The sequence below is a fragment of the Bradyrhizobium betae genome (genome assembly GCF_004123905.1).
GTDB lineage: Bacteria > Pseudomonadota > Alphaproteobacteria > Rhizobiales > Xanthobacteraceae > Bradyrhizobium > Bradyrhizobium betae_A.
The window spans coordinates 106,177-118,831 of the sequence record NZ_MZXW01000053.1; the positions used below are offsets into that span (position 1 = coordinate 106,177).

A 12,655-nucleotide genomic window follows, 5' to 3' on the forward strand; every position below is an offset into this window, starting at 1 on the left:
ATGAGGAAGACGAGCAAGTCTAGCTCGCCGCTTCCAGCCGCACTTCCGTCAGCAGGCGCATCGCCGCGTCCGCGTCCATCGGCTCGCCGAAGGCAAAGCCCTGCGCGTATTCGCAGCCCATCTGGTAGAGCTCGACCGCGTCGGAATCGGTCTCGGCGCCTTCGGCCACCACGTCCATGCCGAGATCATGCGCGAGCGCGATGATCGATTTGAGGATCACGGGCCGGGTGCCGCGGTTGGTGGTGCGTACGAAGGACTGGTCGATCTTGATGGTGTCGAACGGGAAGCGCTGCAGATAGGCGAGCGACGAATGGCCGGTGCCGAAATCGTCGAGCGACAATCCAGTGCCGAGCTCGCGGATCCGCGTCAGCATTTGCGCGGCGTGCTCCGGATTCTCCATCACCAGCGATTCCGTCAATTCCAGCTTCAGCGTGCCGCGCGCCACCGAGGAGCGCGACAGCACGGTGCGGATGTCGTGGATCAGATCGTGGCGCAGCAATTGCCGCGAGGAGACGTTGACGGACGCGAAGATCGGCTCGCGCGAACGCATCGCGCGCTGCCAGATCGAGAGCTGTTTTGCGGTCTGGTCGAGCACGAACATGCCGAGGTCGACGATCAGGCCGGTCTCTTCCGCGATCGAGATGAATTCCGACGGCGCCATGCGTCCGAGTTTCGGATGATCCCAGCGCACCAGCGCCTCGAAGCCCGCGACCGAGCGGTCCTCCAGCCGCACGATCGGCTGGTACAGGGTCGTGAGCTCCTGCCGCTCGATGGCGCGGCGCAGCTCGCTCTCCAGCGTCAGCCGGTCGGTTTTTCGCGCACGCATTGCTGGTTTGTACACATCGATGCGGTCGCCGCCGATGCGCTTGGAGTGATACATCGCGAGCTCGGCGTCCTTGATGATCTCGTCAGTCAATTGCGTCTGAGGATCAGAAAGGGCGAGGCCGATCGAGGCCGTCAGAAAAATCTCGCGCTCGTTGAAAGCGATCGGCGCGCGGATGGTCTTGCGGATGGTCTCGGCGAAAGCGGTGATGCGGGCGGGATCCTGTTCGGAGAGCAGGATCAGGCCGAACTGGTCGCCGGCAAGCCGCGCCAGCGTGTCCTGCGGCTTCAGGATGCGGGTGAGGCGGCGGGCCAGCGTCAACAGGATGGAATCGCCGACCGCGATGCCGACGGAATCGTTGACCTGCTTGAAGCGGTCGAGGTCGATCACCATCAGCGTCGGCCGCAGTGTCGGCATGGTCTTGGCGAAATGCGCGACCGCACCGAGCCGGTCCATGAACAGTTTTCGGTTGGGCAGGCCGGTGAGGTTGTCATGCACGGAATCGTGCAGCAGCCGCTCCTCGGCGTTGCGCAGCTCAGTGACGTCGGTGAGCGTGCCGACCACGCGCGAGACTTCGCCGTCGGAGCCGACCACCGGGCGCGCCTTCAGCGCGAACCACATGAAGTGGCCGTCCGGCGTGCGCAGGCGGAAATCCTGCACCAGGCGGCCGCGGCGCTGGTCGAGCACGCTGTCGAGGGCGGCGCGGAAACGGTCCTGGTCGAGCGGATGCAGCACTTCCAGCCACGACGCCGCCGGTCCCTCCAGCGTGCCGCGCTTGAGGCCGAGCAGGGATTCGGTCTCGGGGCTGGTAAAAACCTTGTCGGCCGAAACGTCCCAGTCCCAGATCAGGTCGCCGGAACCGGCCAGCGCCAGCGCGCGCCGCTCGATGTCGGAGACGACGCCGGTGGTGGCGCCGCCGCCGGCGAAGGCGTGCTGCATCACGGTGAAGCCGATCAGCATCACGATCAGCACGAGTCCGCCGAGCAGGGCCGGGCCGACGATGTCGTTGGTGACGGAGCCGGCGACAGTCATACCGGCGGCCACGACCCAGACGACCAGCAGGAACCAGGTCGGGATCAGCAGCACCGCACGGTCAAAACCGTGGGTGGAGAGATAGACGATCAGCGCAAAGCCGGCGAAGGCGATCAGCACCAGCGAGATGCGCGCAATGCCGGAGGCGACCGCCGGATCGAACAGCGCGAGCGCGACGAGGGAGCCCAGGAATGCCAGCCAGCCCACCGTGATGTGCGAATAGCGCACATGCCATCGACTGAGGTTGAGATAGGCGAACAAAAACACCAGCAGCGTGGCCGCCAATATCGCCTCACCCGCCGCGCGCCAGATGCGCTCGGCGTTGTTCGACATGTCGAGCACCTTGCCCCAGAAGCCGAAATCGACGCCGATATAGACCAGGACCGCCCAGGCCAGCGCCGCGGCCGCCGGGAACATGATGCTGCCCTTGACCACGAAAAGGATGGTCAGCACCAGCGCAAGCAGGCCCGAGATGCCGATCACGATGCCTTGGTAGAGCGTGAACGAATTGACCTTGTCCTTGTAGGCTTCCGGCTCCCACAGATAGAGCTGTGGCAGCTTGTCGGTGCGCAGCTCGGCGACGAAGGTGATGACGGCGCCGGGATCGAGCGTGATGCGGAACACGTCGGCGGTCGGACTTTCCTGCCGCTCCGGCCGGTCGCCGGTCGATGGCGTGATGGTGGCGATGCGCGACAGCCCGAGGTCGGGCCACAACAGTCCTGACGACACGATGCGGTAATGCGGGGCGACGATCAGGCGGTCGAGCTGGTCGTCGGTGTTGTTGGCGAGCGCGAACACGATCCAGTTCTGGCCGCCCTCGCGGGCGCGCACCTCGATGCGGCGGACGATACCGTCGGTGCCGGGCGCGGTGGAGACCTGGATACGATCGGCGTCGCTGCGCTGATGCTCGAGCACACCGGTGAGGTCGATCGCGGGCGCGTCACCGCGGACGCTGACGGCATCGAGCGCGCGCGCGGGATGCGCGGCGACAAGAATCATGAGGCCCAGCGCGATGGGCGCGAGGCACCTGATCAGACGCAAGGTCAGCTCTCCGCGTTCGACGCAAACTCTGTAAAGGCGATTTCAGACCGGACAGAAGTGGTTCGGTGCGTCGCGATAGATGCCACGAAAGCGAGGAAAATCAAAGGGTTTCCGCCTTGCCGGGTGGGCCAGCGGCCTAGACCTCCAACACAATTTTGCCAATATGTGCCGAAGTCTCCATGCGCCGGTGCGCGTCGGCTGCCTTTTCCAGCGGGAAAGCGCTGTCCATCAGCGGCTTGACGCGGCCTTCGCGCAAAAGCGGCATCACTTTCGCCTCGATTGCGGCCACCATCGCCGCCTTGTCCGCATTACTACGGGGGCGCAGCGTCGAGCCGGTATGGGTCAACCGCTTCACCATCACCTTGGCGATGTTGACGCTGACCTTGGGGCCGTTGAGGGTCGCGATCTGGACGATACGGCCGTCGACTGCGGCGGCATCATAGTTGCGGTCGACATACTCGCCGGCGACCATGTCGAGGATCAGATTGACGCCCGCTTTGTTCGTCTCCGCCTTGATCACCTCGACGAAGTCTTCGGTCTTGTAATTGATGGCGCGGTCCGCTCCGAGCTTGACGCAGGCATCGATCTTGTCCTGCGATCCCACGGTGACGAACACTTTTGCGCCGAACGCTTTCGCAAGCTGGATCGCCATGGTGCCGATGCCGGAGGAGCCGCCATGGATCAGCAGCGTCTCGCCGGCCTTCAGCCCGCCGCGCTCGAACACATTGTGCCAGACCGTCATCAGGGTTTCCGGCAGCGCGCCGGCTTCCTTGATCGAGAGTGCCGGCGGCACGCTCATCGCCTGGGCGTCCTGCGCGATGCAATACTGCGCATAGCCGCCACCGGCGACGAGCGACATCACCTTGTCGCCCACCTTGTGCCGCTTGGCGTTGCTGCCGATTGCGACCACTTCACCGGCGATTTCGAGACCGGGCAGGTCGCTGGCGCCGGGCGGCGGCGGATAGGCGCCGGAGCGCTGCGCCACGTCGGGGCGGTTGACGCCCGCGGCCTGCACCTTGACCAAAATCTCGTCGGGGCCGGGCTGCGGCAGCGCCCGCTGTTCCGGCACCAGCACCTCCGGTCCGCCGGGCTTGGAAATGGCGACCACGGTCATTTGCGCGGGCAGCTTGTCCATGATGTGTCCTTGAGCAAAGGTGCGGGAGGAAACGAGGCCATTGCTTAGCCAGCGCGGTCCGGACTGGCAACCGCTTCAGGCGCATGCAGGAGGAACGAGAATGCCGACGGAAGACGACGACCGCCCGCGCAAGAAGATCAGCCATGAGATCGGACAGGATCTCTCACTGTTGTCGGTGGAGGAACTGACCGAGCGCGTCGCGCTGCTCAATGCCGAGATCGCAAGGCTGGAAGAAGCCGCCACCAAGAAGCGCGCCTCGCGCGACGCGGCGGATAGTTTTTTCAAGAAGTAACGACCTCCTCGCTCTACTCCGGAGCGACAATTCGAATGGGACGCGTTCCGATCGGCGCGCCGGTTGCGCGATCGATCGTGACGGGGTCGATCTCGGTTCCGGCCTCGGCGTCGAAGAACCGGGTGACATCATTTCCCCCGCCGCGGTGCTTCCATCCCCACGCACCGAACGCGAACAGCACCGGCAGGAAGTCCTTGCCGGCAGCGGTCAGAACGTACTCGTCGCGCGGCGGCCGGTCCGAGTAGCGGCGTTTCTCCAGGAACCCTTCTTCGGTCAAGGTGGCCAGCCGGCGGGTCAGAATTGTCGGAGCGATACCAAGGCTTTTCCTGAATTCGTCGAACCGGGTGAACCCGGCATGCGCGTCCCGCAGGATCAGGATGCTCCAGGCGTCCCCCACCAGCGCGGCGCACCGGGCGATCACGCAGGGTTGATCTGACAAATTGACCATGTCCGTATCTTTTCGATAGTGACTTACTATTGAATTAGTAGTAACACCCAACGCATCGATATTCCACGGCAAAATGAGAGCGGACAAAGATGAGCAAGACAACACGCGGCGTTGCGCTGGTCACCGGCGCGTCCTCCGGCATCGGGCTGGCGACGGCACGAGCGCTGCGGCGCGACGGCTACCGGGTGTTCGGAACCAGCCGGAAACCGGCCGCCAACACCTCGGATGGGGTGACGATGCTGGTCTGCGACGTCACGGATGACGCCTCGGTCCAGGCTCTGGTCGAGGACGTCGTGAGCCGCGCCGGGCGGATCGATCTTCTCGTCAACAATGCCGGGATAGGACTTCTCGGCGCTGCGGAAGAGTCCTCCACGGCACAGGCAAAGGCGTTGTTCGACGTGAATGTGTTCGGCGTGGTGCGTCTGACCAATGCGGTCCTGCCCGTGATGAGACGGCAGCGCGCGGGCCGGATCGTCAACCTCAGCTCCATCCTCGGGCTGATCCCCGCGCCGTACAACGCGCTTTATGCGTCGACCAAGCATGCGCTCGAAGGATACTCGGAATCGCTCGACCACGAAGTGCGAACGCACGGCATCCGCGTCGTGCTGGTCGAGCCCGGCGCCACCCGCACATCGTTCGAGGAAAATCTCACGCGGGCGGATCATCCGCTGGCGGCATATGACGCCGTGCGCGCCGACGCAGAGAAGCTGATGCGCGAGATCGTCGAGACCGGAGACGCGGTGGAGGTGGTCGCCGATACGGTCGTGAAGGCGGCCAATGCGGCAACGCCTAGACGGCGCTACACGGCGGGAAAGGTGGCGATGCAGGTCAGCCTGATGCGCCGCTTCCTGCCGGAATCCTTCGTCGACAAGGGCCTTCGCAAATACAACAAGCTTCCGCTCGAGCCGACGCCGCCGGCGTCTTCGACAGCGGCGGCGCATCAAGCGTCTTGAGTCGTTGATTGCGGGTCAGCGCGACTTCGTCTCGCCTCGGAATGACGAGCAGTTTGTTCCGCAGCGCATTCGGCCGCTGGCCGACATGGCTAACGAACCCTCAAAAAAATCGCTCATTTACTCCGCATTAAGCTTTCGGGTTTATGACTGAACTGTCCTCGTTTGGACACCGAGTGGCTCCTGTCCACTCTGTTTGACGCCTCCCTGTTATCAACTTTCAAAGCCGCCGGTCCTCCGGCGGCTCTTTTTTTGCGTCTCACACCGGTTGCATACCGAAGAATGACCCGCGGAAACCATATCCGCGCTTGTCGCTGGACTCCGGGTCTCGCCCGCGCAATGATTTGTTCATCATAAAGCCGGCGCCAAAGCCGGGTGGGTAAACAGTTGCGTAAGGGGCGTTAACCATGGAACGTTTGCAAGCCGAAGGTGCTCTCGTTCAACTCAGCGAGCGGTTCACCAATTCTGCGGCGTTCGGCGTCCTGTTCCGCGAGGGCATGGACTTGGTCGAAGAGACCGCCGCCTATCTCGACGGTGCCGGCCGCACCGAAGCCAAGGCGCTCGACCGCGCCGTCAGCCTGACCTATGCGACCGAGAGCATGCGCCTCACCACCCGCTTGATGCAGCTCGCCTCGTGGCTGCTGCTGCACCGCGCGGTGAAGGAAGGTGAGATGACGCTGGTCCAGGCCAACCGCGAAAAGACCAAGGTCAAGCTCTCGGCCGCCGATCCCGGCGCGTCCGACACCATCGACAAGCTGCCCTCGCAGTTGCAGGATCTGATCCACCGCTCGATGAGCCTGCAGACCCGCGTCCGCCGCCTCGACACCACCATCCACACCCCGCCGGTCGATGTGCCCGCGATCGGCAACCCGCTGGTGCCGCACCTCAACGCGCTGAAGGCCGCGTTCGAACGGTAAGATCTCCATCCCGGTCATTGACGTCGAACCGTCACCCTGAGGTGGCCGCTCCGTCAGCGGTCCTCGAAGGGCGACGGCCCGGCTGGCCGTTCCCGGCGCGATGCTTTGCATCGCGCCGCTCGCGCCTCAGGATGACGGGTTTGGCAGCGATGCGGCAGCGGCCCCCCAAAACAAAAACGCCCCCGGCTCTCCGGGGGCGTTTTTCGTCACCAGCCTTTTGGGCCGGATCAATCCTTTTTGAGAAAGCCCGAAAACTTCTTCTGGAAGCGCGAGACGCGGCCGCCGCGATCGAGCATCTGGGCGTTGCCGCCGGTCCAGGCCGGGTGCGACTTCGGGTCGATATCGAGGTTCAACGTGTCGCCTTCCTTGCCCCAGGTGGAGCGGGTCAGGTACTCGGTTCCGTCGGTCATCACGACCTTAATCGTATGATAATTCGGGTGAATTTCGGCTTTCATGGCAATTCCTAGGGCGACCGGCGCCGCTCACTTGAGTGATAATCGATGACGGATTTCGGCGCTCTATACCCCAGAGACCCCTTAAAGACAACTGCCCCCTCAAAACAAGCCATTGTGGGGACAGGACAACCGGGCCGTCCCCTAAGGGACATCCCGGATTTGCCACTCCCGCTCCTCCGGCCTATTTGGAGCGGACTCCTCTCTTACGGTCGGATCCCATGAGCGCAGTAGAACGGCTTGAAACCGGGCCAGCAGAAGCCCCGTCGATCGAAGCCGAGCTGATCGAGCAGCCCGCCAAGAGCCGCGCCAAGCTGCGGCCGCTGCTGGCGCTGGCGCCCTATGTGGCCCGCTACCGCGGCCGTGCGGCGCTGGCTTTCGTCGCGCTGACGGTCGCGGCGCTGACCACGCTGCTGGTGCCGGTCGCCGTGCGCAGGATGATCGATTTCGGCCTGACGCCTGAAGGTATCGCGCTGATCAACAGCTACTTCTCGGTGATGATCGCGGTCGTCGCGGTGCTCGCACTCGCAAGCGCCTCACGCTACTATCTCGTGATGACGATCGGCGAGCGCATCGTCGCCGATCTCAGGCGCGACGTCTTCGCCCATCTGCTCTCGCTGTCGCCGGCCTTCTTCGATTCCGCGCGCAGCGGCGAACTGGTGTCGCGGCTCACCGCCGACACCACCCAGATCAAATCCGCCGTCGGCGCCTCCGTCTCGATCGCGCTGCGCAATCTGATGATGTTCTTCGGCGCTGCCGCGATGATGGTGATCACCAGCCCGCGGCTCTCAGGTTTCGTGCTGCTCGCCATTCCCCTGATCGTGCTGCCGCTGGTCGCCTTCGGGCGCTGGGTGCGGCGTCTGTCGCGCAATGCGCAGGACACGCTGGCGGATGCTACTGCCTATGCGGGCGAGCTGATCGGCGCGATCCGCACCGTGCAGGCCTATACCAGCGAAGGGCTCGCCGGTAAGCGTTTCGCCGGCGAGGTCGAGCAGGCCTATGAAGCCGCGCGCACGTCGACCCAGGCGCGTGCGGTGCTCACCGCCATCATCATCTTCATCGTGTTCGCAAGCGTGGTCGCGATCCTCTGGATCGGCTCGCATGACGTGCTGATCGGCACGATCTCGCCGGGCCGGCTCGGCCAGTTCGTGCTCTATGCCGCCTTCGCCGCGGCAGGCCTCGGCCAGCTCAGCGAAGTCTGGGGCGAGGTCTCGGCGGCCTCAGGCGCGGCCGAGCGCCTGTTCGAGATTTTGCACGTGCAGCCCGAGATCAAGGCGCCTGCGTCGCCGCGTGCGCTGCCGGTGCCGGCGCGCGGCGAGGTCGGTTTCGATCACGTCAGTTTTGCTTATCCCGCGCGTCCCGACGTCAAAGTGCTCGACGCCGTGTCGTTCACCGTGCGCCCCGGCGAGAAGGTCGCGATCGTCGGTCCCTCCGGCGCCGGCAAGAGCACGATCTTTCATCTCTTGCTGCGCTTCTACGATCCCAGGGGCGGCACGATCTCGCTCGACGGCGTGCCGGTCAGATCCGCAGATCCGCGCGACTTCCGCGCGCGCATCGCGCTGGTGCCGCAGGAATCCAACGTGTTCGCCGCGAGCGCCCGCGAGAACATCCGCTTCGGCCGGCCCGACGCGACCGACGCCGAGGTCGAGCGCGCCGCCGAACTCGCGCACGCCGCCGAATTCATCCGCCGGCTGCCCGAAGGTTTCGACACTCCGCTCGGCGAGCGTGGCGTGACCTTGTCCGGCGGCCAGCGCCAGCGCATCGCCATCGCCCGCGCCGTTTTGCGTGATGCGCCGCTGTTGCTGCTCGATGAAGCCACCTCCGCGCTCGACGCCGAAAGCGAGACGCTGGTCCAGACCGCGCTGGAAGAGCTGATGCGCCACCGCACCACGCTGGTGATCGCGCACCGCCTCGCCACCGTGCTCTCCTGCGACCGCATCCTGGTGATGGACCAGGGCAAGATCGTCGAGCAGGGCACGCATGCCGAGCTCGTGGCTGCGAACGGGCTCTATGCGAGGCTGGCGAGGTTGCAGTTCGAGGGGGCGTGAGGCTGGGTCTCGGAGTTCGCGCGCCTGAAAAAACGCCTTGTTCGCGGCAGCTCGGTCGACTAGGCGGCCGACGTCCGACCGCCCGCTGGCATGCGAATTAGTTTCTCTTTAACGCGCGGGACCCAGGCGAATGGCACCATCTGTTCGCCGGCCATCTCTGCTCGAAGTCCCCGTCCGTTGCATCCGGCGTCGCATCGGGTCGGGGGGCGGATTGGAGTTGTATCGCGGATCCAACGGCGCCTGGCCTTAGGCCGCCCATCCAACTTTTCGGGGCCGTAAGGGTTCGTAAGACACGAAGTTGTTCGGCCAGCGGTCGATAGCCCACCTTATCTCGCGGAAGCCAGCCGATCCGATGCAGCACGTTCAATTGCGGTTGAACAAAGGCCGCCTTTGTCGCCGCATCTCGTATAAGCTCCTGAAATGAAGACACTCAAATTGGCCTTCGCGCTACTCGCCCTGGCGACCAGTTCCACCTTCGCGGCCGACGTTGAAGAGCGAGACCCTCTGACCGGTTTGACCCATCGCGAAAAGATCGCGGCAGAACGCGTTGAAGATGCGCGGCGCGTCGCCGCTGAGCCGGCCTGGCGACCGTGGCATACCGAAGATGCCCGGACCAGTCTTGGACTCCCTTCATCTCCGGCGGAGCAAACGCCGTCGGTTCCGTCGAAACAGTGAGCAAGCACTCGCGCGAAGCTCGCTGAACATGACCAATGATCACTCCGGTGCCTGCCTCGGAGCGAGCCGTTGCTGAATGTCGATTGCGGCCCTTAAGGCATCCTCGAAACCCCGATTGCTTGAAGTCGGGAAAAACAGGAACTCGACGGCATGGGCCAAGTTAGCGCCGCATGCCCAAGTTCTGCTTCGACCATCACGACGGCGCCGGTATCGAGATTGACGTTGAAGGCGTTGATCTCCCAGAAATCGACGATGCTGGACGTCTGGCGCTCGAGCCGCTCGGTCAAACGATACTGGACGGTGCGCGTGGTTGCCTGCCAGGACGGATCGCAATCGAGGTACGAGACCAAGCGGGCGCGATCCTTCGTGCGTCAGCCGCGATGATCCTGGAGAGCTCCGGCCAGATTTTCACGGGACGGGCCTTAAGGTTGACCGGTGAGGTTAACCGCAGGGACTGGTTGCCCCTCTTGCCCCGCAGCCAATATTTTCTGCCAAAAGAGAGGATCTAATCGACATGCTCGACAGAACCGAAGAATTGGCATCGATTGGTGAGGGCAGTCGGCTGGGCAAATCCCTTCTCTCGATCACCTACTTCGGCTTGATCGGCATCGCGATGATCGCGTGGATCGCCGCTATGGTGTGGGTCAGCTGGCAGGTGATCACCTGGTTACTTTAAGCGAGTTGTGACCCGCCTCGAAGATTTTCCACTTCGAGTCAGCCGCAGGCGACGCCAAATCATCCGACGAACTATTTCAATCCGAACGGGCCGAGCGGCGCGATATCGAGCACCGGAACATCCGCGGCTCCATCGAACCCCAACACCACCAATCCTCAGCAGTCCCATACCAACGCCAATAACGTGAACGCCACAACGAATGCCGTGACCGGCGCCAACACTGCCCCGGCTGATGCAGCCCCAGGCGCCGTCAGCGCGCCCGGGGGGGAGTCGGCCATAGCGCAAATGGTCAGCCCATCGGCACCTCGGGATCAGGACCTGGTTCGCCGGAACAGCCGATCGGCTCGGATCACCGCTAGGGCGTGAGCGGGAACAAGCCCACGTTGTCCCAGTCGCAGGTGCCGATTGTAGCATCGTTGCCGGACTCAGTTCCGGCCCGCATGAGCAGCATGGCGTACTGGGTCGTCGCGGTCGGAATGACGACGTGTGCGTTGTACCCGTTCCGGTCGAAGGCGACCGGGGAATAGGCTGGCGCTGGTGTTGCGGTGCTGCCGCTGGCGGCGTTGGTCAAGCCCAGCGAGCCCGGGTTCGAAGAGGTGCCTGCGACAGTCGGCATAAAACTGTTCTCGGCGGCCAGCAGGTGCGGCACGCCAACGGTCGTTGTCACTGCCTGGATCGCTCTGGCGTCCCCCGAGGTGGCACCTCGGGTCTGCCGCAGCACGCCTCCATTGGCTGCGTTCCATGCAATGCTGCCTCCGGTGCGAGGCACCGTCCATCCGGTGACGTTGGAGCCAAACGTGCCGTTCCTGATCAAGTTCGCCGCGAACTTAGCCGCGCCGGCGGCGCCGAGCTCGTAGATCTGCGACCATGCTATTCCGGTCACCGAGCCGAATGCCCTGTCCGCGTTTCCAAAATCAAAGTAGAACTTCGATCGGTCAAGGGTGGTGTCCCGCACGACCGACGTTCTGCGATAGCCCGCGATCGTCGGCGCATTTGTCGTGAACCGCACAGTCGCTCCGTCCGAGGTTCGGCGAAGGCTCACCATATTGGCCTTTTGCAGATAGGTGCGGCCGTAGGTCGTCGCGCCAACCGAGATCGGCGCCTTGTACACGATGCCGCCGCTGGCGAGCGTGAAACTCCCTTCGTCAAATGTCCCCGTCGCGATGCCCATGCCGATGAACGCAGTCGGCAGGACGGCCGTGGAGGAGATGGTTCCGGGGTCGAAGAATATCCCGCTCGCGTTGATTGTTACCTTGAAGCCCGTAACCGTGACGGTGCTGGTGCCATCGGTGATCGAGACGCTGTGCGTGAGAACGATCTGACTGCCGATCGCACCACGCGAGGTCGGGTCGAAGGCTCGCCCGTCGATCGTCAGAGATTCGGCTGTCAGCGAACCGTCGGCTCCGACGCCGTGATAGGACCCGGCGAACTTGCCCGCGGATGTCGGCAACACGAAGGCGTAGTCCTGCGCCCCGATGTCGTTCGAGAACGTCCGCAACGGCGTCGCCGTTGGGGGCACCGGGCTGCTCGGGAATTCGGCGCAACCGGCATAACGCCAATTCGGCCAGGAGCCGGCAAGATCGGTTGCCGAATTGCCCCCTATGTGGCGAATGAAATGATAGGCAAAAGCGGTGCCGCTGACATTCTGCGACATGACGTAGAAGCTGTTCGCGGTGTCGGCGACCACGCGAACCGCTGGTCCGTGCGATCCGCCGGGGATGGCGTCCAGCGCGAGAGCTGCCGGCAACATCAAAGGCGCTCGCAGCAGATGACGTCGAGAGATCATATTGCGATGCTACAGGCCGACGCGCCGGCTCCCCAGGAATTTGACGATGAGCATGAGGTAGTTTTCGCGATTTTGATTTTGCAGCGCTTATTTGCACTTCGGCGAGAGCGTCGGCACGTTCGGCCACGGCCAGTTCATCCATCTCCCGTCCGCATCGACGCAAGCCGATGGAGCGGGGCCGTTCGTTGGAGTTGGGCTGCTTGTCGGAGCAGGCGCATTCGCCGGCTTGAGCGGCGCGGCGAAGCGGTGGTCGACATAGGTCGTCGACACATATCCGGCGACGATGACGCCCAGCAGGACCGTTGAACCCTTGGTCAGGTCGCTCAGCTTCATCGATCCTCTCCATCTGCTTGCCGTCACCCGCACGAATAGCAAACGTC

At 64.0% G+C, this 12,655-nt stretch carries 13 protein-coding genes; 7 read left to right on the forward strand and 6 right to left on the reverse strand.

The genetic code is table 11. The annotated features are described in order from the left end of the window. Positions 1 to 19: 19 nt before the first annotated feature. Together B5V03_RS35610 and B5V03_RS35615 are read right to left on the reverse strand one after the other, a co-directional pair. Positions 20 to 2,896: an EAL domain-containing protein gene (locus B5V03_RS35610; RefSeq protein WP_164988506.1), complete on the reverse strand. Its 2,877-nt coding sequence runs from the start codon at positions 2,894 to 2,896 to the stop codon at positions 20 to 22. A 136-nt stretch (positions 2,897 to 3,032) separates the two neighbouring features. Further along, the gene (locus tag B5V03_RS35615) at positions 3,033 to 4,031 is read right to left on the reverse strand and encodes an NAD(P)H-quinone oxidoreductase (protein WP_129275055.1); all 999 of its coding nucleotides are present in this window, start codon (positions 4,029 to 4,031) and stop codon (positions 3,033 to 3,035) included. A 100-nt stretch (positions 4,032 to 4,131) separates the two neighbouring features. Between B5V03_RS35615 and B5V03_RS35620 the strand changes: the two genes are divergently transcribed. Further along, positions 4,132 to 4,323 carry a DUF1192 domain-containing protein gene (locus B5V03_RS35620; RefSeq protein ID WP_129275056.1) on the forward strand — a complete coding sequence of 64 codons (192 nt, stop codon included), beginning with the start codon at positions 4,132 to 4,134 and terminating at the stop codon, positions 4,321 to 4,323. A 13-nt stretch (positions 4,324 to 4,336) separates the two neighbouring features. Here B5V03_RS35620 and B5V03_RS35625 read toward each other — a convergent pair whose 3' ends face one another. Then, positions 4,337 to 4,771, reverse strand: a complete 435-nt coding sequence (locus tag B5V03_RS35625) for a winged helix-turn-helix transcriptional regulator (RefSeq protein WP_129275057.1) — start codon at positions 4,769 to 4,771, stop codon at positions 4,337 to 4,339. 89 nt (positions 4,772 to 4,860) lie between these two features. On the opposite strand from B5V03_RS35625, the gene B5V03_RS35630 reads away from it, so the two are divergent. Together B5V03_RS35630 and B5V03_RS35640 are read left to right on the forward strand one after the other, a co-directional pair. Further along, a complete protein-coding gene (locus tag B5V03_RS35630) occupies positions 4,861 to 5,724 on the forward strand; it encodes an oxidoreductase (protein WP_129275058.1) in 864 nt (287 codons plus the stop codon). A 404-nt stretch (positions 5,725 to 6,128) separates the two neighbouring features. Next, on the forward strand, positions 6,129 to 6,638 hold the full coding sequence (locus tag B5V03_RS35640) for a DUF1465 family protein (protein WP_129275059.1): 510 nt from the start codon (positions 6,129 to 6,131) through the stop codon (positions 6,636 to 6,638). Between the two features lie 227 nt (positions 6,639 to 6,865). Here the strand turns inward: B5V03_RS35640 and rpmE are convergent, their stop codons facing one another. Next, positions 6,866 to 7,093 carry a 50S ribosomal protein L31 gene (gene rpmE, locus B5V03_RS35645; RefSeq protein WP_008137002.1) on the reverse strand — a complete coding sequence of 76 codons (228 nt, stop codon included), beginning with the start codon at positions 7,091 to 7,093 and terminating at the stop codon, positions 6,866 to 6,868. A gap of 218 nt (positions 7,094 to 7,311) precedes the next feature. On the opposite strand from rpmE, the gene B5V03_RS35650 reads away from it, so the two are divergent. The 4 genes from B5V03_RS35650 (at position 7,312) to B5V03_RS41855 (ending at position 10,489) form a co-directional block, all read left to right on the forward strand. After that, entirely contained in the window at positions 7,312 to 9,138 is a 1,827-nt protein-coding gene (locus B5V03_RS35650; RefSeq protein WP_129275060.1) for an ABC transporter ATP-binding protein/permease, read from the forward strand. Positions 9,139 to 9,558: 420 nt separating this feature from the next. Continuing rightward, complete coding sequence (locus B5V03_RS35655) at positions 9,559 to 9,813, forward strand: hypothetical protein (protein WP_129275061.1); 255 nt, start codon at positions 9,559 to 9,561, stop codon at positions 9,811 to 9,813. Between the two features lie 170 nt (positions 9,814 to 9,983). Continuing rightward, entirely contained in the window at positions 9,984 to 10,322 is a 339-nt protein-coding gene (locus B5V03_RS43095) for a DUF6894 family protein (RefSeq protein WP_433995367.1), read from the forward strand. A 5-nt stretch (positions 10,323 to 10,327) separates the two neighbouring features. Continuing rightward, complete coding sequence (locus tag B5V03_RS41855; RefSeq protein WP_164988507.1) at positions 10,328 to 10,489, forward strand: hypothetical protein; 162 nt, start codon at positions 10,328 to 10,330, stop codon at positions 10,487 to 10,489. 355 nt (positions 10,490 to 10,844) lie between these two features. On the opposite strand, the gene B5V03_RS35665 is transcribed toward B5V03_RS41855, so the two are convergent. Beyond that, complete coding sequence (locus B5V03_RS35665) at positions 10,845 to 12,176, reverse strand: hypothetical protein (protein ID WP_245502446.1); 1,332 nt, start codon at positions 12,174 to 12,176, stop codon at positions 10,845 to 10,847. Positions 12,177 to 12,362: 186 nt separating this feature from the next. Further along, positions 12,363 to 12,608, reverse strand: a complete 246-nt coding sequence (locus tag B5V03_RS35670; RefSeq protein ID WP_129275064.1) for a hypothetical protein — start codon at positions 12,606 to 12,608, stop codon at positions 12,363 to 12,365. Between the last annotated feature and the right edge of the window lie 47 nt (positions 12,609 to 12,655).